Annotated in this window: 22 protein-coding genes and 3 pseudogenes; 13 read left to right on the top strand and 12 right to left on the bottom strand. The window is 42.3% G+C overall.

The window, feature by feature from the left end:
* The first annotated feature begins 4 nt into the window (after nt 1-4).
* The 5 genes from MST16_RS00255 to MST16_RS00235 all read left to right on the top strand — a co-directional run bounded on the left by MST16_RS00255 (nt 5) and on the right by MST16_RS00235 (nt 4,803).
* Entirely contained in the window at nt 5-994 is a 990-nt protein-coding gene (locus tag MST16_RS00255; RefSeq protein ID WP_180012134.1) for an aliphatic sulfonate ABC transporter substrate-binding protein, read from the top strand.
* 33 nt (nt 995-1,027) lie between these two features.
* Nucleotides 1,028-2,203: an FMNH2-dependent alkanesulfonate monooxygenase gene (gene ssuD, locus MST16_RS00250; RefSeq protein WP_180009570.1), complete on the top strand. Its 1,176-nt coding sequence runs from the start codon at nt 1,028-1,030 to the stop codon at nt 2,201-2,203.
* Entirely contained in the window at nt 2,203-3,018 is an 816-nt protein-coding gene (gene ssuC / locus MST16_RS00245; protein ID WP_180009569.1) for an aliphatic sulfonate ABC transporter permease SsuC, read from the top strand. Before ssuD ends, ssuC begins: the two co-directional genes overlap by 1 nt.
* Nucleotides 3,019-3,028: 10 nt before the next feature.
* Complete coding sequence (locus tag MST16_RS00240) at nt 3,029-3,835, top strand: ABC transporter ATP-binding protein (RefSeq protein WP_078190648.1); 807 nt, start codon at nt 3,029-3,031, stop codon at nt 3,833-3,835.
* A gap of 347 nt (nt 3,836-4,182) precedes the next feature.
* Nucleotides 4,183-4,803 carry a TetR/AcrR family transcriptional regulator gene (locus MST16_RS00235; protein WP_078190649.1) on the top strand — a complete coding sequence of 207 codons (621 nt, stop codon included), beginning with the start codon at nt 4,183-4,185 and terminating at the stop codon, nt 4,801-4,803.
* A gap of 69 nt (nt 4,804-4,872) precedes the next feature.
* Here the strand turns inward: MST16_RS00235 and MST16_RS00230 are convergent, their stop codons facing one another.
* The 3 genes and pseudogenes from MST16_RS00230 to MST16_RS00220 form a co-directional block, all read right to left on the bottom strand.
* Nucleotides 4,873-5,439, bottom strand: a complete 567-nt coding sequence (locus MST16_RS00230; protein ID WP_111886021.1) for a 5'-nucleosidase — start codon at nt 5,437-5,439, stop codon at nt 4,873-4,875.
* Nucleotides 5,440-5,556: 117 nt separating this feature from the next.
* Nucleotides 5,557-6,633 (bottom strand): aromatic ring-hydroxylating dioxygenase subunit alpha, encoded by a 1,077-nt coding sequence (locus tag MST16_RS00225; protein WP_180012132.1) that lies wholly within the window; start codon nt 6,631-6,633, stop codon nt 5,557-5,559.
* A gap of 259 nt (nt 6,634-6,892) precedes the next feature.
* Nucleotides 6,893-8,033 (bottom strand): annotated as a pseudogene (locus MST16_RS00220) (TDT family transporter).
* A 208-nt stretch (nt 8,034-8,241) separates the two neighbouring features.
* Between MST16_RS00220 and ribF the strand changes: the two are divergent.
* From ribF to MST16_RS00195, 5 genes and pseudogenes are all read left to right on the top strand, one after another.
* Nucleotides 8,242-9,243, top strand: coding sequence for a riboflavin biosynthesis protein RibF (ribF, locus tag MST16_RS00215; protein WP_168379800.1), 1,002 nt, complete (start codon nt 8,242-8,244; stop codon nt 9,241-9,243).
* A gap of 63 nt (nt 9,244-9,306) precedes the next feature.
* Complete coding sequence (gene ileS, locus MST16_RS00210; RefSeq protein WP_180009564.1) at nt 9,307-12,153, top strand: isoleucine--tRNA ligase; 2,847 nt, start codon at nt 9,307-9,309, stop codon at nt 12,151-12,153.
* Nucleotides 12,146-12,685: a signal peptidase II gene (lspA, locus tag MST16_RS00205; protein WP_078190655.1), complete on the top strand. Its 540-nt coding sequence runs from the start codon at nt 12,146-12,148 to the stop codon at nt 12,683-12,685. Before ileS ends, lspA begins: the two co-directional genes overlap by 8 nt.
* Nucleotides 12,678-13,160, top strand: coding sequence for a peptidylprolyl isomerase (locus tag MST16_RS00200; protein ID WP_078190656.1), 483 nt, complete (start codon nt 12,678-12,680; stop codon nt 13,158-13,160). Before lspA ends, MST16_RS00200 begins: the two co-directional genes overlap by 8 nt.
* 145 nt (nt 13,161-13,305) lie before the next feature.
* Nucleotides 13,306-13,515: pseudogene (locus tag MST16_RS00195) on the top strand (NADPH-dependent FMN reductase); the annotation flags it as partial.
* Nucleotides 13,516-13,533: 18 nt separating this feature from the next.
* On the opposite strand, the gene MST16_RS00190 reads toward MST16_RS00195, so the two are convergent.
* Nucleotides 13,534-14,595 (bottom strand): transposase, encoded by a 1,062-nt coding sequence (locus tag MST16_RS00190; RefSeq protein ID WP_257245667.1) that lies wholly within the window; start codon nt 14,593-14,595, stop codon nt 13,534-13,536.
* Between the two features lie 115 nt (nt 14,596-14,710).
* On the opposite strand from MST16_RS00190, the pseudogene MST16_RS00185 reads away from it, so the two are divergent.
* Nucleotides 14,711-15,043: pseudogene (locus tag MST16_RS00185) on the top strand (NADPH-dependent FMN reductase); the annotation flags it as partial.
* A gap of 326 nt (nt 15,044-15,369) precedes the next feature.
* Here MST16_RS00185 and MST16_RS00180 read toward each other — a convergent pair.
* On the bottom strand, nt 15,370-16,659 hold the full coding sequence (locus MST16_RS00180) for a glutamate carboxypeptidase (protein ID WP_180009618.1): 1,290 nt from the start codon (nt 16,657-16,659) through the stop codon (nt 15,370-15,372).
* Nucleotides 16,660-17,148: 489 nt separating this feature from the next.
* Nucleotides 17,149-17,544 carry a tautomerase family protein gene (locus tag MST16_RS00175; protein WP_180005605.1) on the bottom strand — a complete coding sequence of 132 codons (396 nt, stop codon included), beginning with the start codon at nt 17,542-17,544 and terminating at the stop codon, nt 17,149-17,151.
* A 471-nt stretch (nt 17,545-18,015) separates the two neighbouring features.
* On the opposite strand from MST16_RS00175, the gene MST16_RS00170 reads away from it, so the two are divergent.
* Nucleotides 18,016-19,056 (top strand): TauD/TfdA family dioxygenase, encoded by a 1,041-nt coding sequence (locus MST16_RS00170; protein WP_180009619.1) that lies wholly within the window; start codon nt 18,016-18,018, stop codon nt 19,054-19,056.
* A 92-nt stretch (nt 19,057-19,148) separates the two neighbouring features.
* Here the strand turns inward: MST16_RS00170 and MST16_RS00165 are convergent, their stop codons facing one another.
* The gene (locus tag MST16_RS00165) at nt 19,149-20,324 is read right to left on the bottom strand and encodes a PQQ-dependent sugar dehydrogenase (protein WP_373683473.1); all 1,176 of its coding nucleotides are present in this window, start codon (nt 20,322-20,324) and stop codon (nt 19,149-19,151) included.
* Nucleotides 20,325-20,767: 443 nt separating this feature from the next.
* Here MST16_RS00165 and MST16_RS00160 point away from each other — a divergent pair, with 443 nt between their 5' ends.
* Nucleotides 20,768-21,367 carry a type 1 glutamine amidotransferase domain-containing protein gene (locus MST16_RS00160; RefSeq protein WP_180067049.1) on the top strand — a complete coding sequence of 200 codons (600 nt, stop codon included), beginning with the start codon at nt 20,768-20,770 and terminating at the stop codon, nt 21,365-21,367.
* A 68-nt stretch (nt 21,368-21,435) separates the two neighbouring features.
* Here MST16_RS00160 and MST16_RS00155 read toward each other — a convergent pair whose 3' ends face one another.
* The 5 genes from MST16_RS00155 to MST16_RS00135 form a co-directional block, all read right to left on the bottom strand.
* A complete protein-coding gene (locus MST16_RS00155; protein WP_180009621.1) occupies nt 21,436-21,747 on the bottom strand; it encodes an ankyrin repeat domain-containing protein in 312 nt (103 codons plus the stop codon).
* Nucleotides 21,748-22,012: 265 nt separating this feature from the next.
* Nucleotides 22,013-22,483 carry an IS5/IS1182 family transposase gene (locus tag MST16_RS00150; protein WP_039254797.1) on the bottom strand — a complete coding sequence of 157 codons (471 nt, stop codon included), beginning with the start codon at nt 22,481-22,483 and terminating at the stop codon, nt 22,013-22,015.
* The gene (locus tag MST16_RS00145) at nt 22,431-22,826 is read right to left on the bottom strand and encodes a transposase family protein (protein ID WP_257245633.1); all 396 of its coding nucleotides are present in this window, start codon (nt 22,824-22,826) and stop codon (nt 22,431-22,433) included. The genes MST16_RS00150 and MST16_RS00145 overlap by 53 nt, the downstream gene beginning before the upstream one ends.
* Before the next feature lie 274 nt (nt 22,827-23,100).
* Nucleotides 23,101-23,961, bottom strand: a complete 861-nt coding sequence (locus MST16_RS00140) for an IS982 family transposase (protein WP_179992267.1) — start codon at nt 23,959-23,961, stop codon at nt 23,101-23,103.
* Between the two features lie 241 nt (nt 23,962-24,202).
* A complete protein-coding gene (locus tag MST16_RS00135; RefSeq protein ID WP_180009690.1) occupies nt 24,203-24,463 on the bottom strand; it encodes a hypothetical protein in 261 nt (86 codons plus the stop codon).
* Nucleotides 24,464-24,573: the final 110 nt, after the last annotated feature.

Here is a 24,573-nt window from a genome sequence, read left to right as displayed (position 1 = left end):
TGCCATGCGTATTCTAAGAACATTTTCCATACTGACTTTAGCCACTTTGTGCCTTGGACTCAGTGCGTGCCAAAAACAAGAAACAGCACAGCAGGATCGTGAAAAACCAACTGAAACAGCCGTAAAAACCTTGGTTATTGGTTTTCAAAAATCAGCCTTAAATTTATTGGTTGCCCGTGAACAAAAGCTCTTTGAACAACAATTTCCCGGTGCTCACATTGAGTGGAAGGAGTTCCCTGCTGGCCCACAAATGTTAGAAGCCCTTGCGGTCGGTGCGGTGGATTATGGCTATGTCGGCAACACCCCGCCTATTTTTGCCCAAGCTGCCAATAAAGACCTGAATTATATTGGCTATGAAGTGGTGCCTGAACAGTCGCTTGCTGTCGTGATTCCAGCGGATAGCTCAATCAAAACCATTCAAGAATTACGTGGCAAACGCGTTGCTGTACAAAAAGGCTCGAGTGCGCATGAGTTATTAGCCAAAACTTTAGAAAAAGCCGGTTTGACTTGGAATGACATTCAACCGATTTGGATTCCACCAGCAGATGCACGTGCCGCATTTGATAAAAAATCAATTGATGCATGGGCCATTTGGGACCCGTTTTTATCTGCAGCGGAGTTGGATGCTCAGGCTAAAGTGCTGATTCAATCCGGTGATTTTCCAAAGACCTATTCATTTTATGTGGCAAATCCAAAAGTTGTTCAAGCGCACCCTGATGCCCCAGCTAAATTTTTAAAGGCCCTAGATGCTTCCGATCAGTGGATTGTGAAGAACCAAAATGTGGCTTTAGAGATTTATCAAAACAGCACAGGGCTGCAAAAGAACATTGCTGCGCAAGCCTTTTCTCGCCGATCTAAACCCTCTCCTGTGCGCCCGCTGACACCCGAGGTCATACAAGCACAGCAAAATATTGCGGACTTATTTAAACAAGTCCAACTGATTCCAAACAACATTCAAGTCCAAAAGCAAGTTTGGACACCTTCATCACATTGATACCCGAGCCATCAAAAATACAAGGAACTGAACATGAAAATTTTCTGGTTTATCCCTACCCACGGTGACAGTCGCTACTTAGGAACAAGTAAAGGTGCACGCCAAGTCGATCATGCCTACATGAAGCAAATTGCAGTAGCGGTGGATAATCTTGGCTATGAAGGCGTTCTGATTCCAACAGGTCGTTCATGTGAAGATCCATGGCTTACAGCTGCAAGCTTGATTGATGCCACTAAAAATTTAAAATTTCTAGTGGCGCTACGTCCGGGGGTGACAACGCCTGCACTAACCGCACGTATGGCTGCAACTTTTGACCGTTTATCTGGCGGCCGTATCTTACTGAACTTAGTTACAGGCGGTGATGAGCAGGAACTCAAGGGTGATGGTGTCTATGAAGATCACGCAACGCGTTACCAAACTGCCGCGGAATACACCACCATTTGGCGTGAAATTTTAACCCGCTCACATACCGGTGAAAGCTATACCTTCCATGGTGAACGTTTGAGTGTGGACGACGCCAAATTACTCTATCCGCCGCTACAAAAACCGTACCCACCATTATGGTTTGGCGGTTCTTCAGAGGCTGCTGTTGAACTGGCAACAGATCAAGTTGACACCTATTTGACTTGGGGTGAGCCACCTGCTGCGGTAAAAGAAAAAATTGCAGTGGTGCGTGAAAAAGCCAAAGCCAAAGGACGTGAACTGAATTATGGCATTCGTTTACATGTCATTGTGCGCGAAACCAATGAAGAGGCATGGAAAGCAGCAGAAGAGCTGATCCAATATGTCGACGATGCCACCATTGCAGCCGCGCAAGCCAAGTTCAAAACCATGGACTCTGTTGGTCAACGCCGTATGGCTGAACTGCACAATGGCGACCGTAGCAAATTAGAAGTATCGCCAAACTTATGGGCCGGTGTTGGTCTGGTTCGTGGTGGTGCAGGTACGGCACTCGTTGGTGATCCTGAAACCGTCGCCGCACGTATCCAAGAATATGCCGATCTCGGGATTAGCACCTTTATTTTCTCTGGTTACCCACACCTTGAAGAGTCGATCCGTTTTGCAGAATTAGTGTTCCCATTACTGCCATTGGAAACACGTCAGAAATTGGTTCAACCTAACTTAACCGGCCCATTTGGTGAGATTGTCGCGAACAACTACACCCCAGATGAAAATAAAAAAGCTGAAAAGATTCAGGAGCCGGCCTAATGTCCAAAACTGCTTCTGTTGAAACCTTCAAAGCACCGAAGGTTTCACGTGGAACACAACTCGGGCAGCGTTTGCTGCCTTGGTTGTTTCCTATTGCATTAATTATCGGGTGGCAAATTGCCTCTGTTACAGGGCTGTTAGAAAGTCGTATTTTGCCTGCGCCAAGTGCGGTGGTGGTGGCCTTTTGGAACTTACTGATCAGTGGTGAACTGTGGAAGCATGTTCAAATCAGTGCCGGTCGTGCTTTGGTTGGGCTTTTAGTCGGTGGTGGATTAGGTCTTTTTTTAGGGCTGCTGAATGGTTCATCCAAAACAGCATCGACGCTACTCGATACCACGCTGCAAATGATCCGTAACATTCCTGCTCTTGCCCTGATTCCATTGGTGATTTTATGGTTTGGGATCGATGAATCGGCCAAGCTGTTTTTAGTCGCTATTGGCGTATTCTTTCCCATTTATATCAATACCTATCATGGTATTCGTTCTGTAGACCCTCAACTGATTGAAATGGGCAAAAGCTACGGTTTGAGTGGCTGGCAACTGTATAAAGAAATCATTCTACCGGGGGCGATGCCGTCTATTTTAGTTGGTCTGCGTTTTTCACTCGGGCTCGTTTGGGTTTTGTTGATTGTGGCAGAAACCATTTCTGCACAAGCCGGCATCGGTTATATGACCATGAACGCACGCGAATTCCTGCAAACCGACATCGTCTTGGTCGGGATTTTATTGTATGCCCTACTCGGTAAATTGGCCGATGTACTGGCTGTTACCTTAGAAAAATATTTACTCCGTTGGCACTCGGGTTACCAAAAATAAGGAGCATATGATGACCGATTTAAGTATAAGCCGTCATGCAGACGACTCAACCCAACCTCAGCGTTCTTCTGTCGAGGATATCAACCCCCATGCGGTGTTGGGCGCAGAGATCCTGATTGAACAACTACACAAATTTTATGGCGATGTTAAAGTCCTTGAAGACCTTGACCTGCATATTCAACCCGGTGAATTCTTGGCGATTGTCGGTCGTAGTGGCTGTGGTAAAAGTACCCTGCTTCGCCTCATCGCCGACTTAGAAAAACCGAGTTATGGCGAAATTAAATTTAAGTCTGCACGTCATATTCGTGAAGGCATCACCAGTGATGATATTCGTGTGATGTTCCAAGACCCTCGCCTCCTGCCTTGGCGTAGCATTGAGAAAAATGTACAACTTGGTTTAAGCAAAGACCAACACGCCAATGCTACAGCACTCCTCGAAAAAGTCGGTTTAAAAGACAAAGCGGGGCTTTGGCCAACACAGCTGTCAGGGGGGCAACGTCAACGTACTGCACTGGCACGTGCTTTGTCACATAAACCACGCATTTTGCTGCTAGATGAACCACTGGGTGCGCTCGATGCCTTAACACGTTTAGATATGCAGAATTTGATTGAAAAACTCTGGACTGAACAAGGTTTTACCGCAATTTTGGTCACACATGATGTAAGTGAAGCCGTGCAGTTGGCAGACCGTATAATCTTGCTCGATAAAGGCCATATTGCCAAAGAATTTCGTGTCGATTTGGCCCGTCCACGAAAAAAAGGCATTGAATTTACTGAACTTGAACAACAGGTCTTACAAGCAGTGTTGGCCACTTAAGCTGTACTTGTGCAGGAAATCATCACTTAAACTGTGTGACTTCCTGTCCTGTTCTAGAGCAATATCGCAACATAACCACGTTTAGCATTTAGGGGAGATTTATCGCCTGTTGACAAATACATCACAAAAATTACGACAAATCATATAAATCCATGACTAAAAATAATGATTTATTTAAATTTCACCCTAAAATGATTATTTGAAATATTATGGCATTCGTCGTATTTATTTGACCGTTGAATAGAATAAACTGCCAAAATTCATAAAATTAGAAACGATGATTGTGCACAAATCTGTTGATTTGCCGTACAATTCAATATTCCCTTTTCATTTTCTTAAAAGAGCTAATGGAACAAAAAAAGAGTACCCAGAAACGCCACCAGTTGCTTAATGCAGCACTGGATGTCTTTTCCCTGTATGGCTTCAATGGCGCCAGCTTGGATGAGATCGCACAGATTGCAGAAATGCATAAATCGAATATTTTCTATTACTATGAAAATAAAGAAGCGCTTTATGTTGAAGTTCTGACAACGGTTCTACAAAAGTGGCTTGCTCCGCTACAAATGTTGGAAGCAGACCTTGAGCCTGAAGAAGCGATCACCAATTATCTATTGCAGAAAATTGAAGTATCTCGTACGCAACCGAAAGCCTCACGTTTGTTCGCACTTGAAGTCATTCAGGGCGCACCACACATTCTTGAAATTTTAAAAGGCCCACTAAAAAAATTAGTGAAACGCAAAGCCAAAGTCATTAGCAACTGGCAAGAGCAAGGTAAAATTTCAAAAGATATTGATCCAGAACTTTTAATTCTGAACATTTGGGCAATTACGCAAAACTATGCTGACTTTGCAACCCAAATGGAAATGGTCACTGGAAAAACCTTACGTAATCGCAGTATGCAACAACGGATTATTCAACATACCGTTCATATGATGCTTTACGGTGTAATTCCACGCCCAGAAAAGTAAATTGAATTGGGTCGAATTGGCATACGACCATAGCATTCTATGGTCGCCGACCGAAATTAGCTAAATGCCTTATTTGACTGTTTGATATAATTTCAATAATTTCTTTGCGCCGAATAATAAATTTTCTTCCCAATCCAGATGCGCTGTGTCATTCGCACCATCGGTAATATATTTTACCGATACAAAGCGAACACCCAGTTTTTTACATACTTTAGCGATTGCGTAGCCTTCCATATCGACAAGATTACACGGTACTTTCGGCAGCCCAGTTTCAAAGCTGTCGCCTGTACCACAAATTCCTTTAGGCAAATGGCTAAACATGCTCTCTGGCTGAATTTCAGCAGGATGATCGGTATCCATCGGCGTCACCCCCACATCAAAACCCAAAGGCGATACATCCATATCCCGTTGTACAAATTGAGCTACTTCAACCAAAGCATGTGCATCAAAATGTGAACTTCCCGCAGTGCCCAAATTCAGCAAAGTATGACATCCGGTTTTTTGAATCACATCAAAGGCTTTAAATGCGGCATTGACTTTACCAATACCACTGTAATGTACTTCAATGCCTGCGGCTTCAAACAAGCCTTTAGATTCACTCGGCAGTGCCATAATTAAAGCGATTTGCTGACGCATAGCGGTCTCCTCAAATTGATGCCTTCATATAGCATACATTTGCACGTGCGCAGAAAAAATCATCTTCAAAAATCACATTGCTCAGAAAATAAATTCCTCACGCAGATTTGAATGCTATCAAATTTGAAATTGCATCGGCCGCTTGCCAATAAAAGATGGTGCCAATTGTTGGTCATGACGTAAGGCATCTAAAATCTTCTCTAATGCAATATGTGCCATATCCCCTCGTACACTATGCGAATGGGTCATCGGCATATGCTCGATGCCAGCTCTTCGCGCTGACAAAATTTTAATGTCTTGTTTGTTGACCACCCAAGTATAGGCATTCACAGCCGGCATCAATGCCTTAGACAACAATTTTGGAATCGGAAATTTATAACTGACACAGGTATAAACCCGTGACTCATACGGCCCCACAGGGCTAATCAGACTATTAAACACCATGCCCGATGGCTCTCCCCAATGGTATTCCACCAAGGTAATATTCGGCGCGATAAAACTGTCGCGGTGGACCTGTTCAGCACCATGCGGATTGGTCAGCCATGGCATCATGCCGACATCTGCATCATGGTCATGATAGTCAACGACTACTTTGCGCGGCCCGACATCTATGGTGGCATCCACGGCTTTTCCCGACTCTGAACGAAACCAGCCTTCATGGACAAATATGGTATGGGTTACATCCATTATATTCTGTGCAACAGCGCCCATCTCGCCATCATAACTGCCGACCATGTAATAACTGACCCAGCCGGCTTGATCATAAAACGGTAATTTAAATATTTCCGGGCGTTCCTGTTTGGGCTTTTCACCGAGATAAATCCATACCACCCCATCTTGCTCACACACATCAAAACTACGCTGTTTAAAAGGATGCGGTTTTTCTGGAAAAAATTGTCCATTGACACTAGGAATATGCGCCACATGGCCATCACCCTGATATGACCAACCATGATATGGACATGTCACGCAGCCATCAGTTATTTTACCCTTTGACAAAGGCACACCACGATGCACACATTGATCGAGCAATGCAGCAGCTGTCCCATCTTTTTGTCGGAACAGGACAATTTTTTTACCATACAGGGTGGCTGAAAATGGTTGATCTTTTTTGAGTTCTTTAGAGGTACAAGCGACGTACCACTCTTCTAATAATCCTTTGGCATCATCCCAAAAACGGGTTTGATTACACATAATTCGATCCTTATTTTTATCTTTTTTGTTTTAATCCATAAGCCTTGCTCTAGCACCTACACTTCAAGCAAGTTTATATCTCGAAGCCAGTTGATCTCTCGAAAATACGCGCAAATTTTATACATGAATGTTTTGCTTGGATAGCAAAATAACGTAACTGCATCACACGCTTGCACAAGCTCTATATTTGTTTGCTGAAATCCGTCAAAGCCAACGCGCTATAGTTTTCTTCAACGGATTTACATTCACCCGACATCATTTAAGATGCGCGCTGAGCATCACAATACGCATTTAAACACGGAGAAAAAAATAAGCTGCCACGATAAAACCCTTGTATAGTTTTCAGCATCACCAATAACCAAAGCGTACAGAGCAAAACTGCAAAAAAGGTGCCGAACTGTTGAATAGCGTGTAATTGCGTATGTTCCGCCAAATGGATGACCGCCAAACTAAAAACGCCGAATGGAAATGTCATCGCCCACCACCCGAGATTAAAGGGTAAATCTCGTAAATGTTTTAGCGTGATGAGTATAGCGATTCCAAACCACCATACACCAAATCCGAGCAGAACAAGGGCTGCGAACACGCCGCCTTGAAGCAACACCTGTCCTAAATCAGCCAAGTCTACCGCTGTCAAAATACGTGGGGCTTGCTCTCCTAAAAGTAACAGCGCTAAAGCCCCTGTCCCAATCGGCCCTAAGGCCAACCAACTGCTGATCGCCATATCCTTGCTTGGCAATTGATGTAAAGCCAGACGCAGCAACAAGATACTTAAGATGGCAAATGCAGGAAATACTGAGATCCCCCAAAGCAGATAACTCCCCAGCAAAATATGGACAGCATGGGCCTGTGCAGGTAAATGCGCCAACAATAAACCGCCTGAACTGGCAACCACCTCGCAAGCCACTATCGGCAATAACCATACTGCGGTCATGCCTTGCAGCGCATGTTGCTGACGACTAAACATCAGAAATGGAACACACCATGCAATCGCTATTGACATCAACACATCGACATACCATAAATATTCAGCCCATGTGATGATGCTCATGCCCAAAAACTCTGTGTATAGCGTGGTGCCAAATTTCAATGCGCCATTGATCAGGGTTGCCAGTGCCATGGGGATCGCCCCAAGAAATAAACTCATCACTGGATGCTGGAAAATCTGCTTGTGGGTACAATATCCATCGGCTGAGATACATCCCACTAAACAATATGAACAACACGATGCTGATCTGCCACAGCGCTGCTCCGAAGGACCACATCCACTGCGGCGCCACCGCTATAGATGGTAAAATGAGGGCCACCACACCTGTGCCCATCACCACCGTAAACCAGTTTGGGGTGAAATGACGAATCAAGTCTTGTTTATGCTGGAGTTGATAAAATGGCATTTTCATCGCATGATGCTCATCAAAATGGAATGTCTATAGTTTAAGCACACCATTAAACAAGAAAAATTGATTAATATTTATTTTTATAATTTATTTTATTGATAGTAAATTCATCTCTGCATAAAAAAACTTGAGTAAAAACACAACAACAAGACGAACGCAGAAGATTATGGCAATATATAGCCCTCAAACATTTTCAACAATTGATTCGCCCATGAAGCTGCTCCGTCTGAATGCTTTAGCGCCCCACTTAGAACTCCCCAAAACTGCCGTGACCATTGGCAATTTTGATGGTGTACATTTGGGTCATCAAGCGATGGTCAGCCAGCTCAAAGACATAGCACAGCAACAAAACTTAAAAACAGCTGTGATGATTTTTGAGCCACAACCGCTTGAATTCTTTAAAGCTTATGATGCACCGCCTCGAATCAGTTCACTACGTGAAAAAGTCGAATATTTAACTGAACTAGGCGTCGACTATATTGTGGTGGCGAAATTTGACAATGCCTTTCGTAATCTCAGCGCCGAAGAATTTGCCGATATTTTAAAAAATAAACTCAATACACAAAGTTTAGTTTTGGGCGAAGATCATCACTTTGGCAAAAACCGCCAAGGCAATAGCGAATTTTTACGCCAATACGGCTTCCAAGTCACAGCCCTGCAAAATGTCGAAGTTGATGGCGAACGTGTCAGTTCGACACTGGTTCGTCAGACATTACAAGCAGGCGACCTTGCCCATGCCGCAAAACTTTTAGGTCGTCCTTATAGCATCACCGGTCGTGTGCAGTATGGCGATCAAATCGGTCGCACCATTAATTTTCCTACCATTAATGTGCGTTTAAACCGTCATAAACCTTGTTTAAATGGCATTTATGCAGTCGATGTCATTTGTGAAACCGAATCTTTAACAGATAAAGTAAAAAACGAAAATGCTGACAAATTAGGGGTTGCAGGTTATGCACCCTCTGCCCTGTTTGGTGCAGGGCATGTTGGTACGCGTCCCGCAATTAAACAGGAACATCCTGAATGGCGATTAGAAGTACATTTTCCTGATGTTTCTGCTAATCTGTATGGCCTGTTAATGCGGGTGACGTTCTTGAACTTTTTACATGGCGAAAAGGACTACCCTTCGCTTGAAGCACTGAAAGCCGGAATTGATGACGACGTCGAAAAGCTCCTTGAGTTTCGAGGTCAGCACCCTCATTTCCCCTTTTAAACCCCGATTATTTATTGTAAAACGCGTCAGTCAACGGGCTGATAAATTTGGAAGACAACTTGCATGAGCGATAAGCAAACTCCTGAAAATGCAGTGGATTATAAAGCCACGCTAAACCTCCCAGGTACTGAATTTGCGATGAAAGCAAATCTCGCAGTACGTGAAGCGAAATGGTTAGAAGAGTGGTATGCCGACAACATTTATCAGCAGATTCGTGCATCGCGTATTGGCAAGAAAAAATATGTGCTTCATGACGGCCCTCCATACGCAAATGGCCAAATTCACTTAGGCCATGCGGTGAATAAAGTCCTGAAAGACATCATCATCAAAAGCCGTGTAATGGACGGTTTTGACGCACCGTATGTACCAGGTTGGGACTGTCACGGTCTTCCAATCGAACTGAAAGTTGAAGAAAAAGTCGGTAAAGTCGGCGTGAAAGTAGATGCCTCAACTTTCCGTAAAGCCTGCCGTGAATATGCCTACACCCAAGTTGAATTACAGAAAAAAGACTTCGTGCGTATGGGTGTGTTTGGTGATTGGGACAACCCTTACCTCACCATGAACTTCAAACAAGAAGCCGACATCGTTCGTTCGCTCGGTGAAATTGCCAAAGCAGGCCATATTGAGCCGGGTCTTAAACCTGTGAACTGGTGTTTGGACTGTGGTTCTGCCTTAGCTGAAGCTGAAGTGGAATACGAAGACAAAAAATCAGATGCGATTGACGTTGGTTTTAGCGTTGTTGATTTAGCTGATTTATCTGCACGCCTAGGTGTTACAGTTAGCGATTCTACAGATATCGTAATCTGGACAACCACACCTTGGACTATGCCTGCCAACCAAGCGGTTGCTCTACACGCTGAACTTGAATACCAATTGGTGAAAGCAACTGGCGAAGACAAAGCAGCGCAAAACTTCATCCTTGCAAAATCATTGGTTGAATCTGCAACTCAACGTTATGGTTTTAACGCAGTTGAAGTAATCGCTGAGTTTGCTGGTGCAAAACTTGAAAATCTAGTACTACAACATCCGTTAATTGCTGAACGCCAAGTACCAGTGATTTTAGGTGAGCATGTCACAGACGGCAGTGGTACAGGTGCTGTACATACCGCGCCAGGCCATGGTGTGGACGACTATAAAGTTGGCTTACAGTACAACCTGAAAGTCGACAATCCAGTTGGCGGCAACGGTGTATATTTACCGACTGCGCCAATTTTTGCAGGCGAACACATCTACAAAGCCAATCCAAAAATCATTGCTGCTTTAACCGAAGCAGGCAAACTTTGGGCACATGTGGTGATCAAACATAGCTACCCACATTGCTGGCGCCATAAAACACCGATTATCTTCCGTGCAACACCGCAATGGTTCATCAGCATGGATGCAAAAGGTTTACGCCAAGGTGCATTGAACGCGATTGAAAATGACATCAGCTTCGTACCGGATTGGGGTAAAAACCGTATCCAATCGATGATTGAAGGTCGTCCAGATTGGTGTATCTCACGTCAACGTACATGGGGCGTGCCAATTCCATTCTTCGTGCATAAAGATACCAACGAACTTCACCCGCGTACCCCTGAGCTAATCGAAGAAGTCGCGAAGCTGATTGAACAAGAAGGTATTGACGGTTGGTATAACCGTGATGCATCTGAGTTTATCGGTGCAGATGCAGAGCAGTACAATGCGGTTCGTGACACTCTAGACGTTTGGTTTGACTCTGGAACAACACACTTTGCAGTACTTCGTGAACGTGAAGAATTGCAAGACCCTTCTGACTTGTACCTTGAAGGTTCTGACCAACATCGTGGCTGGTTCCAGTCTTCATTGTTGACGTCTATGGCGATTAATAACCGCGCACCGTACAAAGGCTTATTGACTCACGGCTTCGTTGTGGACGAAAAAGGCCGCAAAATGTCGAAGTCGATCGGTAACGTGATCACTCCGCAAGACATCATTAAAGACATGGGTGCAGATGGCCTACGTTTCTGGATTGCGTCTGCAGACTACCGTTATGAAATGACTGCAGGTAAAGAAATCTTCAGCCGTGCATCAGATGGTTACCGCCGTATCCGTAATACGTTGCGTTTCTTGTTGGCTAACTTGAATGGCTTCAAACCATCGACTGATGCTTTGCCTGTCGATCAATTGATCGCACTGGATCAATACATCTTGCAACGTGCTGCGGAAGTACAAAAAACTATTCAACAAGCTTATGAAGATATGAACTTCCATATCGTGACTAGCGCATTGACCAACTTCTGTATTAATGACTTGGGTGGTTTCTACCTCGACATCATCAAAGACCGTCAGTACACCACCAAAGCAGACTCAGCAGCGCGTCATTCTGCACAAACGGCGTTGTATCACTTGGTTCAAGCCTTTGTCCGTTGGATGTCTCCTATCTTGAGCTTTACCGCACAAGAAGCTTGGCCGTTGATTCCAGAGCAATCTGAGAAATATGTATTTACTGCGGAGTGGTATGACATTCCTGTAGCCTCTACAGCGAATCTGGTGACTGAAGCTGAATGGCAAACCTTGATCACCGTCAAATCTGCAGTAAACAAGTTTATTGAAGCTGCACGTACTGCAAAAACTGTGGGTTCAAACTTGTCTGCCAAAGTTGAACTTTGGGCCAATGCTGAACTGAAAGCTGTTTTAGACAAATTCGGTGAAGAACTGCGTTTTGTCCTCATCACCTCTCAAGTGATTGTTAATGAATTTGACGCAGCACAAGGCGAAGCCTCTGACCTTGACGGTTTAAATGTCAAAGTCTCTGCTGCTGACGGTGAAAAATGTGCACGCTGCTGGCATGTACTGCCAGATGTGAATACACATCACGAACATCCAGGTCTTTGTTCTCGTTGTATTATTAACCTTCCTACAGGTCAAGGCGAAGAGAGAAAATATGCCTAATCCACAAGAAAAAAAGGGCTTCTTTCAATTCTACCCACACAATTTAGTGTGGGTGGGCTTATCCATTGTTGCCATTATTTTGGATCAATGGACCAAATGGATTGCAAGTACACATCTGAACTACGCAGATCCTGTACCTGTCATGCCCTTTTTAAATTGGACATTACTACATAACTATGGCGCTGCCTTTAGTTTCTTGTCCGATGCCGGTGGATGGCAACGTTATTTCTTTACTTCACTCGCAGGACTTGTGTCTGTCATTTTTGTATTTTGGCTCATGCGTATGCCAAAAAACGTGAAAGTCCTTCCAATTGCCATTGCCCTGATTTTAGGCGGCGCAATAGGCAACTTAATTGACCGCGTATCTTTAGGTTATGTGGTGGATTTCATTCACGTGTATTACAACAACAGCCACTTTCCTGCATTTAATATTGCAGACAGTGCCATTACATTAGGCACGATTCTGCTTCTTATCGATACGTTTTTCTTAGAAAAACACCGAATTCAACGTGCGGAAGCGCAAAATGACTGATTTTATCAATCCTAACGAGGAAACTCGTATTGAAGAAGGTTCTAAAGTAGACCTTCACTTTTCTGTTGCTATTGAAAATGGCGTAGAAATTGACAATACCCGTAGCCGTGCTGAACCTGTCAGCCTTGTCATGGGTGATGGCAGCTTATTACCGGGTTTTGAGAAAGCTTTATTCGGTTTACGTGCAGGTGACCGCCGTACTGTGAGCCTTCCTCCTGAAGATGCTTTTGGTCCATGGAACCCGGAAAACGTACAAAAATTTGATACTGTCAAATTTGAGCAACGTCCTGTTGAAGGCCATATGATTGAGTTTGAAGATAAAGCCAAACAAAGTCTGTATGGGGTGATCAAAACTGTAGGTGAAGACATTACCGAAGTGGATTTCAACCACCCTCTAGCCGGTAAAAATATCACCTTTGAAGTTGAAATTTTCAAAGTGACCCCTGCCGGTCAACAAGGCGTAAAACTGATCTAAGTTTCAGCAAATGAAAAGCTCCTTCGGGAGCTTTTTTTATCACTATTTTTATAACTATCAATCGACTCGATACATTTTCTGTATATGCAACGGACCGAATTCATATTAATTTAATGCAAGACTTTAAAACAAGACGGGAAATATGATGAAACTGCATATTATTGTCGGCAGTGTCCGCGAAGGCCGTACGGCAATTAAAATTGCCAACTGGCTACTTTCAGAAATCGAAAGCTATGACTACAGTACCGTAGAAACTGAAATTGTCGATTTAAAAGAATGGGATCTGCCAATTTTTGCAGGCGCACATCCGCCATTAACAGGCATTTATGACCAACCCAAACAACAAGCATGGGCAGTTGACATCCTCCCCCCCTTAAAAGAGGGTGATTCCTACAGCTAGACGCTTATGCCCAAGCGCAAGAATGCTTAGAGCTGAGTTTATATCTCGATCATGAGCTGTACCACAGCTCATGCACTCCCATTCTCTTATTCCAAGATCTGTCTTACCTTTGGGACTACTTGAGGTGATCTCACCGCAGCACGAACAGATTTGGGTGGTATAGGCTTCTTGGACTTCTTCAAACAATACGCCTGCGTTCTCGCATTTATACTTGAGCATTGTTTTTAGTGCAGAAGATCCTGTATCCAAAACAGATTTTGCCATTTTGGTTTTTACTAATTTTTTAGCACTCAAGTCACCTACAATAATCAATGCATTTTCATTCACAAGCTTGGTGCTTGCTTTATGCAAATGATCTTTTCGACTATTTGCAATCTTGGCGTGTAATGCACGAACACGCTTCTTATTCCTGGCTCTCTGAGCAATACCTAATTTCTGCTCATATTTTCGATAGAATTTTGGATTTGAAATTACAGTGCCATCAGAACAGGTGGCAATATCTTTTAAGCCTAGATCAATACCAATCGCTTTGGTTGCTGTCGATTTATCTTGCTTAGGCGATTCAACAACAAGACATACATACCAACGCCCACGGCTATCCTCTACAAATGAACCTGTTTTTAACGTGTATTTGCTTAAACCGTAGCTATCCCAAAGCTTAAATTGGTGTTTTCCATACTGGACATATCCATTGGCATATTTGATAGCCACCTTTTTAAAGGGAACCCATCCCAAAGAGCGCCTTGCTGATTTTTTATTGCTGACACGCCATTTCAGCTTTGCCTTTTTAAATTGCTTTCTTCGGGTGACTAATTCTTCAGTTACAGCCTGAATGGTTTGACTATGTAAATTACATTCTTTGGATGTGCCTTTCGTATATTTGGCAATATCAAAAGCAGAGAGAAATTCACCTTTCCGCTTCAAATGCCTAAACCCTAAATCATTGACATAATTCCAGACGAAGTTCACTTCTGATGCTAGTTGGTCTAACACCTTGCAATGTTTGTCTTTTATACGTAATTTAAGGGTTTTCATGTACTTATATTAACAATCAAAACTCAAGGAAAATAGTCCTTAGTTAAATCAAACGACACTTCATGTCGTGTCGCTTATATCTCTGACCTGAAGGACAGAGTTTTACCCTCCATTTGATAAAATCGCGCAAGGCGACGCATTTATTTTCATTAGCCCTGAATATAACCACGGCTACAGCCCTGCGCTCAAAAATGCATTGGATTACCTCGGTAAAGAATGGGGCGGAAAACCTGCGGCATACGTTAGCTATGGAGGCACCAATGGTTCACGTTCGATTGATCAAATTCGCCAAGTGGCAACTCAATTGGGCTTAATTGACAGTAATGCTGTAGTTGAAATTCGTGACATTTTCACGCGTAATCAAACAGATAAATTCGAACCGAATGAATTTGACAACAAAGCGGTTAAAGGGATTTTCAAAAAATTACTGCAATATGTGAGTGCTTAATTATTGCCGTTCGCGTGATAAATGCCGCCTTTTGTAGGTTCAGGCTTACATTATTTTCGGCAGATGGCAGCTATACGCCATGCATCATCCACGATAAAGTTAAAACATACAGAGACAGGATGTCACTGAACATAAAACAACAATGATAAGACTAAGCAGGAAGCTTACGGTAGGACAGGAGTTATACCGCTAGAATGAATCTGAAAAAAGCCTCGACAGGATGTCGAGGCTTTTTTCATTTCAAATGCTACACAAGAATAGCTCTAACATGAGCCACAACCGAACTCAGGGCCATGGCTCAATGGGTCTCACCCAATCGGATACGATTACTTTTTAGAACTCTCCACAATTAAACGCGTCACCAGGTACAAACGCGGTACGATAGAATCTGTCAAAATATATTCAGCTTTATCTGAATGTAATCCATCACCTGACATGCCTAGTCCCTCAATGATCGCGGCTCTCGAACTAACCCCAGCAAAAGCGGCATCAGTACCACCACCCCAAGCGGTCGTTTCAACTTTCATCGGCAGCTTTAATTCGTTTGTGTAAATCTGCTGGGCTGTCGCGGCCAATTTTTTGGCTTGTGGACTGGCTTCTAAAGGTGGTCGACGGACTTCAAATTTGACCTCGACCTGACTTTCCGCCAATTTTTTGGTTTTGACTTTTTGCTTCAAGGTTTTTTCCAACTCAGCAAAATCTTGTGGTTTTAAGGAACGAGCATCTGCCTGCGCTGTCGCATGGTCAGGAATCACATTTCGGGTTTTTCCAGCCGTCGCAACAGTCCAATTCAGCTTTAAACCCGTTTTCGGATTGGATAGATTTTCTAATTGTTGAATCTGAAAAGCCAGTTCTGTCAAGGCATTGACCCCTGCTTCAGGTTTTACCCCCGCATGCGAACCCCGCCCTTTAATATCTAAATAAGCCGCACCAATCCCACTAGTGGCTAACATCAAACTTCCCTCTAAACCACCGGTTTCAAAGGAGAGGACAACGTCCTGATTTTGAGCTGTATCCATAATCAATTGGCGCGAGCCGGGTGAACTGATTTCTTCATCTGAATTAATTAACACCGTAATGGTGCCGTAATCTTGGTACTTCAGCTGTTTCAGCATATCCAAGACATGAATCACTGCAGCAACACCTTGCTTGTCGTCCAAAATACCTAAACCATAGGCTTTATTACCATCTATACGAAACGGTTGACCCTGTAATTGGCCCTTTTGATACACCGTATCATTATGTGCCAACAACATAATGTTCGTTTTACCTTTGCCTTTCAGTACCGCCTTGACAATCGGCCCTGTCTGATCTGGCGCACCATCGAGTTTCATGATGTCTTTGGGCTGAATCACGTTCACCTCAGCCCCTGTGGCTTTTAATTGCTCTGCGACCACCTTAGCAATTTGATTCAAACCCTCAATATCTTTACTGCCAGATTCAATATTGACCAAGGTTTTCAAGGTCTCTAAATAACTTTGCTTTTGACTTTCCGCAATTTGCTTAATCTCTTGTGGAGATGCTGCCCAACTTGCTGAAGCACTAAGCGCAATAACGCAGCCTAATGCGAGCTGAAGATTTGATGTCGTCAGTTGTTGTGTAAGTATTCTTAGCATCGATCTTATTCCCTGTATATTTTTCATTATGAATTTTTAATGTCTGATAAATTAGTTCACCATTCAACCAATTAATCGCAAAAATATGTAACACCGCTGATAAAGCTTTTAGTCACTTCAAAACCAGCTTCCTGCTGTTTTAAAAGCGGTTTAGATCAATATGGATACATAGATCTAACGATCGAGAGCCTTAATGCTGTGCAATATATTGACGCGACGGACAGAATGATAATTTAGGTGTTGTACGTTTTGGCTTACATCAGATGCGGATAATAGACACTATTCACGTTATTGGATTACTTTTATATTAAGGTCATACAGCGACAGGATGTCACTGAACATAAAACAACAATGATAAGACAATGAGCAGGAAGCTTACGGTAGGACAGGAGTTATACCGCTAGAATGAATCCGAAAAAGCCCCGACAGGATGTCGGGGCTTTTTTCGTTTAGGCGATGTGAAAGCAACATTCCATGTATTTGCACAGACTAAACATCGACCTGAAAACCTAAATCGACATCACAAGCGGCTTGACCACCTCGTATCCCCCAATTTTCTAGAGGGCTTTCACGTAATGTTATGATGATATGGTCGGCTGGAATGCCAAATTCCACCAAATTATGCACCAACATTTGATATAACTTACGCTTGGTTGCTACGGTTCGTCCCGCAAAACAATCAATGGTGATATGTGTAAAGCGCTCAGGCTGCGTCAAATGATCAAACACCTGAAACCGATGTGGCGCATGCACTTGCAAACGCATATTGCGGTCATATGAAGGTAGTTGAAAACTCTGTTGTAAGGCGTCAAAGACAGCATTTATCAACTGTTGTTCTTGTTCTATGCTGTATTGCATCCGTATATCGATTTGTGTTGCAGGCATGCGCGAAACTCATTGTTGTTATTTAAATCACTACACTAGCAGGATTTAGCGACGTTCTGCTGTAGGCATTTACCTACAGCGCTTGCAGTATTTACGCCTATGGCCTCAACAGCAACGCGCCTATAGTAAGAACATACAGAGACAGGATGTCTTGCAATAAAAATAAATAATGCACATGCAGCAGGAACGCTGATCGGTATGACAGGAGTCATATCTTTAGAATGAATCTAAAAAGCCCTCGATAGGATGTCGAGGGCTTTTTTCATGTCGTCATTCATTCAGCTATCGCACTCTATTCGTCGAAAAATCGCAATTTATCAACAATACTTACATCGCAACAGTAAAACTGTACTTATAATCGGCAGAGATTTTAGACAGAATAACGGCTGCGAGTTCAGCAGCTCGAACTGTCAGCGCTTAGGGATTAGGCGACAACAATAAAAATTGAATTAAAAAATTAGAGAATGACCTATGCAATTGCAACAGCAACAACTGAATAGTTTTACCCGCATTTTTCATGCCGCTCCAGAACACAATAGCCCGCAAGATCTTGCACAATATATTGGCGCGCATCGACAAGAGCTTTTACAACAAATCCATGAAAATGGCATCTTGCTGTTCCGTGGTTTTAACATCGAGCAACCCGAACAATTTAACCAACTGATTGAACAATATTTTCAGTTTACGCCATGGAATGCATTTAACCCCAACATGCCCAGCTGGGTTGCATCTTGGATGCGAAAATACAGCGAGAAATTGCTCGGCGCAGGCGACTACCGTCGTTATATCGATCGCAACACAGTGCAATTGGGTCCAGTCGAAAACTCGGTACAAGGCCCACATGTTGAAGGTGGCGTGCGCTCAGAACGCTCGCGTTATATCGCCTTATTTTGTCAGGAACCTTCGACGTATTTGGCAGAAACAGGATTTAATAACTTAGAGCAGATTTGGGAGAATTTTCCGAAACATCTACAGGAAAAATATCTTGGTGCATGGAACCATTTTTCTTATGTCTCGGCGCGCGAGGTGGGGCTATTTGACCGATTATTGCTGAAAAAGAGCCCGTTTAGTCTAGAGATTCGACAAGATAAAAAAGCCAAACTGACCTTGCAGCGTTCGCCACTGGTGATTCATCACCCCGATACGAAAAAGCATGTGATTCAGCCGTGGGCTTTTGCTAATAATACCAATCCATTTACCCATCAGGCGGCCAAAAATTGCTTTGAAAATCGCGGGGAGATTGAAATCGATTCGACAGCGGACGGCATGCAACTGACTTGGGAAATTTACACGCCAGAAGGTCAACAAATTGAATGGAGCGATGCCGAAAAGCAGCAATTTTTTGATGCGATGTATAAAGATGCCCTGCTTTTGCAGTGGCATAAAGGTGATGTTGCGATCGTCGATAATATTAAAATTGCGCATTGGCGAATGAATGGAGAACAAGGAAATCGTAAATTAATTCAAATTCAAGCCAATGCATTTAATGCCGATGAGCACTATGCGGCTTAGGTGACGGATTTGAAATTCGTGCAGGCCTGTATGTGAGAAGCCCCGGAGGGGCTTTTTTTTATTTTTTGAATTTTTTGTTTATTTTTTAGTCGCTATTTTGGCTCAATTTTGAATAACCATGCTTTTTCACCATCCTCAATCCCCCAAATTGCGCCATCTTTGGCCTCAATCAAGCCACGGATCCGCTGTTTCATGTCGATACGCTGGATTTCTGTTGCCGGTTGATGTGCTGTGTCCACAATCACGATTGCTTGAGACGACAAACCACCAATCAGCGCTTTATTTTTCCACAAGGGGAACTTTTGCCCTTGGTAAAACATCAAACTCGACGGTGAAATCACCGGTGTCCAACTGATGGCAGGGGCTTCAAATTCAGGCCGTGTATGATGATCAGGAATCGGTTGATCATCATAATGATCGCCATTCGACACATGCGGATAGCCATAGTTTTTCGCTCGCTGCACGAGATTTAACTCATCACCGCCTTTCGGGCCCATTTCAGCCACCCAAAGCTGCTGTTTTGCATCAAATGCCATGCCTAAAGGGTTACGGTGCCCGAAGCTCCAGACTTGCTTGGCAACTTCGCCTTGGGTCTGAAATGGATTATCCGCAGCAGGCGTTCCATCACTATTTAAGCGCAACACTTTACCCAAATTTGACTGCAGATCTTGTGCAGGATCAAACTTCTGACGTTCGCCCGAACTCACCCATAATTTTCCATCTGTTCCAAATTGCATACGGTGTGAATAATGGCCTTGACCTTCTACTTTTGGAATTTGCCTCCAAATGATTTTTCGCTGTTTTAAACTTGGCACAGCTTCATTGAGGTTTAATGTGGCTTTTTCGATGACAGCGCCAAAACCGCCCTGTCCTGCTTCTGCATAGCTCAGGTATATCTGATGATTTTTTTCAAACTGTGGATCAAGTGCAATATCACCTAAGCCGCCTTGTCCACCATAGGCTACTTTGGGAAGGTTTTTCACCTGTATTTTCTGCTGATTTTGCGGGTTAAAGATGATCAGTTGACCTTTTCTTTCAGTTAGCAATAAGCGTCCATCTGGGAGTTGTTGAAACGCCCAAGGTTCATTAAATTGAGCGATTTTTTGTATTTTAAAGCGTTGTTCTTGCTGGATTTGTGCCGATTTTTGAGCTTGTCTTGGTGTTTGATCTTGTGCTGTAGTTGTGGTGTTTTCCGCATGGCATGCGGCTGTCATCAAGATACCGACGATGAGGCTAGGCGTTCGAAAATATTGTATACATTGTTTCATTTATTGTTCCCTTCCCTTTTATAATCATTTGATTCTAATCAATTAATCAGATGATTTTTCTTTGGAAAGGTAACAGAATAATTTTGTACGTTTTGGCTTACATGGCATGCAGAAAATTGCTGCTATTCAATTTATTCAAACAGGCCTAATCTACAGTTATCAGGAAACAGGAAGTTTCCGAAACATAAAACAATAACAATAAGTTTCTGCATCAGGACGTGAGATATGACATGGAGTTGTATCTAAAATACGAAATACGAAGAAAACCCCAACAGGATGTTGGGGTTTTCTTTTTCTAGCTGATTTTTAAAAGTTCGCTCTAATCTAGAACTTTCGCATAACATCTCTGTCAAAACTTCTTACAGTTTCCTGCGAAATTATTACATACCCAAATCCGTCAGCTTGTTAGCGTGGTAGACAATCCTCATTGCAAGGAGTCAATCATGACTTTAAAAGCTTTAGTGATAACTTCAAATGTCGGTGTTGAACATGACGAGCTGATCCAACCATTAAATTATTTAAATGAAAAGGGAATTGAAGCCATTCATGCCGCTATTAAACATGCGGTTGTCCAAACAGTAAAAGCCGACAAAAAGGTCGAAGCTGAAGTTCAACCCAATGCCCAATTGAGCAACGTAAATGCTGAAGACTATGATGTGTTAGTAATTCCAGGCGGAACTGTCAATGCAGATCATCTACGGATCGATGAAGATGCACTGCGACTTATTCAAAACTTTGCTGACCATCAAAAACCTATTGCTGCAATTTGTCATGGTCCTTGGGCGCTCATTAATTCTGAAAGAATTCGTGATAAAACTCTGACGTCTTATAAAAGCATTCGTTTGGATTTGGAAAATGCGGGTGCACATTGGGTCGATGAGCAGGTGCACCGCTGTAATACGGGCGGTTGGGTGCTCATTACTTCTCGCTGTCCAGATGACTTGCCTGCGTTTAATCAAGCGATTCAGCAGGAGCTTGAGCAACAGCAACAGCAACAGCAACAGCAACAGCAACAGCAACAGCAACAGCAACAGCAACAATAATTATAAAATGAAAATAACCGCATATTGCATGCGGGTATTTTATGAATCTACTTTATAAGATGTATGGCTTACAAATTTTTTAAGTATGCCACTACATCATCATTGCCTGCCATTTCTGCAAGCTCTAATGCTGTGTATTGGGTCTTATGCTGTACATTTGCACCTTTCTCTACCAACAGCTTCACTACGTCTAAATAGCCATTTTCTGCTGCTGCATGCAGTGCGCTATAGCCTTCGTCATCGGCAGAGTTTACGTCTGTGCCATTTGCCAATGATTTTTCGACTTCTGCAAGTTCACCTAAAGATGACCAGTACACCAGTTCAGGCAAATGCAGTTCTTCATCGTCTTCAGGGATTGGGGAGATAGAATTAAATTGCATGATCATAATACCTATTTGTAATTTCTATAAATATCGCTTGTTAATTAATGACCATGGCAGAATTGGTCATATAAATCAGTTTATTTAACGAATTTTATCAAATCTATTTAAAGCGTAATTCACAGTTTCCTTTGAATTTAATAAATATTTTCCATTTTTATCGCGTTCAATACGAATGGATAATTTAGCCGCTTGTGTAATAGTTCCAGATTCCAGTAATCGGCTGATATCACTATTTGGAAGAATAATAGATTTCTTTCATAAGTCATTTTTCACTCAGCTCTAAGTTATAAATTCCAGCAATTAGATTGAATCTCAATGCTAGTCTTTTGCCTCGATTGCGATATCGCTCAGCAAGAATTTTGAAGGTTTTCAAACTGCCAAATACATGCTCAATTCCAATTCTTCTTTTATTGATTTCCTGATTATAGATTTTTAGTTCGGAATCCAGTTTACAGCGCTTCTTTGCTTTTAATGGCAACAAGCTATTTGGATACACTGTATAAATTCCCTGATAACCCTTATCCGCAAGGATAAATGCACCTGCAGGAATCTGATTCAAGTTACGTTTGAAGAGTTCGAAATCATGTACGGCACCACGACTCGTACATAAACTCAGGATTTTTTGAGTTTGATAATGAATGATGGCCTGTACTTTGAAAGTGTGGGTCTTTTTCTTGCCGCTATAGCTTTTCTTCTGTTTTTTTAGGCCTTTGGATTGGAATTTCTGTGGCATCCACGATCACAACATTCCAATCGATGCCTTCGCCCTCGGGTAAATCTTTGGGTAAATTAAAGAGATTGGACCGAATCAGGCAGTCTTCAACATGATGGACAATTCTTGAGGCTGTGGGCTCTGAAACCCCGTAGCTCGTCGCAACGTGAAATAAGGTTCGGTATTCCCGCCAATAGCTTAGACAGAGCAGAACCTGGTCTTCCAGGCTTAACTTGGGCGGTCTGCCTTTGGCAGGGACATGTTTCTTCAATTGCTCAACCATCAAATAGAAAGTTGACCATGAGATGCCTGTGTATCGCTTGAACTGAGGATCAGAAAGCTTGTTTGAATCGATGTATTTCATCCGCAGATTATGCACGAATGCTAAGAAATCCGGAGTGCAAATATTAACCAAAAATAAGATCGTTTTTTGATTTATGAAAGAGATCTAATATAATTATTTACATAAGATGGACCATTACATGATCGTAATACAAAAATATAGAAAGTAGATGATGCATCCTTTGAATCATAAGATCTCAGATTTATCGTGAATCTATACTGATTATTTGATTCAGATATATTGGCTGTTTTAACCTGTATATGAAAGTATTTAACCTGAATCCTGCTTAAGCCAATCATTCCATTACTCGAATGGTTGGCTTGTTTTGATGGCATAACTGGTAAGCACATAGAGATGCATAAATTCCAGCTAAGTATCCTTCAATGCTTCTCGCTTTACTCGTCACCAAATGATATTTCCCTTTTAACAGGCTAAATAAAGTCTCTATTTTATTACGCTGCTTTAAGTGATATTCATCTGCTGTTGAGAGTTGTACAGATTTCATATTCTTTCGGTGATAGGTAATTAAATCAGTACTTTGTACTTTTAATCTACTCTTTAATTCCTGACTGATATAACCACGATCAGCATAGAGCTTGGCTTTTAATCCTTCTACCAACTGTTCAACCATTTTAATATCTGCTGTATGCCCATTTGATAAAGCTGTACTGACCATGTCTCCTGACTGATTCATGATTAAATGCAGCTTACAGCCAAAGAACCATCCCATTGAGCTTTTGCCGCGTGTTGCAATTGCTGCTAGAGATTTATGCCGTTGAATCCGCTGATTTTTACATACAGGTAGTGTGGTCGAATCGATCCATAAATACTGACTCTGACAGTCTTTCATTAAGGCAAAATGTAAAGCATGCAGTGCCAATTGATGTGCTCTGATGAGATGAACCATTCGTTGGTAACACGGTAAATATCGAAAGAGTTGACTATGATTGTGCTTTAATGAAAAGAAGAATGCTTTGAAGTTATTGAAATGAGAGCATTTATACCAAATTGCGATGAATACGATTTCTGAAATTTTCAATTGAGAAGACCGCATTCTCAAACGCTTGTTGTTGTGTTTTAAAAATTCCCAATAGCTTGCTTCAAATTTCTGAAAAAAGTCATCAACGATGCAGAAGAAATATGTAAAATCGAACATGGTGGCTGAAGGCTTAGGTTGTGTGGTAACTCCCTAATGGTTTTCAGTCACCTTTTTTTCAAGTTAATTTCTTATCCGCGATTCAGGTTAATTATTATCTTTTGCTGCGACAAGATCAATATCATCATCAACAGCCATATATGATGTATTAAATCCAAAAAATAATAATTCAGCCATCACTGCAAACTCGCCAGCCTTGCCCGTATACAGTGCATTAACTGTAGGTGGCGGTGGAACAATATCAGGTACAACTTTTTTGATTTTTAATCTGTAAATTCCCCCGTCTTGGAGCACCTTTAGAATTTTTTGGTTTTGTGAACTCTGATTTTGTTTTATATTTGTCAATATCCTTTGAAAGTATCGAAGAGATTTTCTTAGATAAAACATCTAGATGCTGCTGAGTATGAGGATATTTCGCTACGATTGCTTCTGCTATTTGATCAACATGCATTTCTTTTCGCGCTTCCTTCATTACTTCTTTAATTTGCTCAATAAACTCCATCTCTCCCCCCATAAAATAGTCATAGTTAAGTTTTTATATCTTTTTTAAAAACTTATAAATATAGAATATTAGAAAATATAAAATAATTATTTTATTAGCATTTTAAATAA

Origin of the sequence: Acinetobacter sp. YH16040_T (genome assembly GCF_024605785.1) — a bacterium.
Lineage (GTDB): Bacteria > Pseudomonadota > Gammaproteobacteria > Pseudomonadales > Moraxellaceae > Acinetobacter > Acinetobacter amyesii.
Note: the sequence above shows the minus strand (reverse complement) of the source record. Positions and strands in the feature narration are given on the sequence as shown.

What these genes read in the sequence shown, in the direction of transcription:
- MST16_RS00255 (WP_180012134.1), top strand. Translation starts at nt 5, where the DNA reads ATGCGTATTCTAAGAACATTTTCCATACTGACTTTAGCCACTTTGTGC.
- ribF (WP_168379800.1), top strand. Translation starts at nt 8,242, where the DNA reads ATGAAGCTGCTCCGTCTGAATGCTTTAGCGCCCCACTTAGAACTCCCC.
- MST16_RS00150 (WP_039254797.1), bottom strand. Translation starts at nt 22,483, where the DNA reads ATGCCACAGAAATTCCAATCCAAAGGCCTAAAAAAACAGAAGAAAAGC.
- MST16_RS00180 (WP_180009618.1), bottom strand. Translation starts at nt 16,659, where the DNA reads ATGCTAAGAATACTTACACAACAACTGACGACATCAAATCTTCAGCTC.
- ssuC (WP_180009569.1), top strand. Translation starts at nt 2,203, where the DNA reads ATGTCCAAAACTGCTTCTGTTGAAACCTTCAAAGCACCGAAGGTTTCA.
- ileS (WP_180009564.1), top strand. Translation starts at nt 9,307, where the DNA reads ATGAGCGATAAGCAAACTCCTGAAAATGCAGTGGATTATAAAGCCACG.
- MST16_RS00165 (WP_373683473.1), bottom strand. Translation starts at nt 20,324, where the DNA reads ATGAAACAATGTATACAATATTTTCGAACGCCTAGCCTCATCGTCGGT.
- MST16_RS00225 (WP_180012132.1), bottom strand. Translation starts at nt 6,633, where the DNA reads ATGTGTAATCAAACCCGTTTTTGGGATGATGCCAAAGGATTATTAGAA.
- MST16_RS00155 (WP_180009621.1), bottom strand. Translation starts at nt 21,747, where the DNA reads ATGCAATTTAATTCTATCTCCCCAATCCCTGAAGACGATGAAGAACTG.
- ssuD (WP_180009570.1), top strand. Translation starts at nt 1,028, where the DNA reads ATGAAAATTTTCTGGTTTATCCCTACCCACGGTGACAGTCGCTACTTA.
- MST16_RS00200 (WP_078190656.1), top strand. Translation starts at nt 12,678, where the DNA reads ATGACTGATTTTATCAATCCTAACGAGGAAACTCGTATTGAAGAAGGT.
- MST16_RS00135 (WP_180009690.1), bottom strand. Translation starts at nt 24,463, where the DNA reads ATGGAGTTTATTGAGCAAATTAAAGAAGTAATGAAGGAAGCGCGAAAA.
- MST16_RS00230 (WP_111886021.1), bottom strand. Translation starts at nt 5,439, where the DNA reads ATGCGTCAGCAAATCGCTTTAATTATGGCACTGCCGAGTGAATCTAAA.
- MST16_RS00190 (WP_257245667.1), bottom strand. Translation starts at nt 14,595, where the DNA reads ATGAAAACCCTTAAATTACGTATAAAAGACAAACATTGCAAGGTGTTA.
- MST16_RS00170 (WP_180009619.1), top strand. Translation starts at nt 18,016, where the DNA reads ATGCAATTGCAACAGCAACAACTGAATAGTTTTACCCGCATTTTTCAT.
- MST16_RS00235 (WP_078190649.1), top strand. Translation starts at nt 4,183, where the DNA reads ATGGAACAAAAAAAGAGTACCCAGAAACGCCACCAGTTGCTTAATGCA.
- MST16_RS00240 (WP_078190648.1), top strand. Translation starts at nt 3,029, where the DNA reads ATGACCGATTTAAGTATAAGCCGTCATGCAGACGACTCAACCCAACCT.
- MST16_RS00145 (WP_257245633.1), bottom strand. Translation starts at nt 22,826, where the DNA reads ATGAAATACATCGATTCAAACAAGCTTTCTGATCCTCAGTTCAAGCGA.
- MST16_RS00175 (WP_180005605.1), bottom strand. Translation starts at nt 17,544, where the DNA reads ATGCCTGCAACACAAATCGATATACGGATGCAATACAGCATAGAACAA.
- MST16_RS00140 (WP_179992267.1), bottom strand. Translation starts at nt 23,961, where the DNA reads ATGTTCGATTTTACATATTTCTTCTGCATCGTTGATGACTTTTTTCAG.
- lspA (WP_078190655.1), top strand. Translation starts at nt 12,146, where the DNA reads ATGCCTAATCCACAAGAAAAAAAGGGCTTCTTTCAATTCTACCCACAC.
- MST16_RS00160 (WP_180067049.1), top strand. Translation starts at nt 20,768, where the DNA reads ATGACTTTAAAAGCTTTAGTGATAACTTCAAATGTCGGTGTTGAACAT.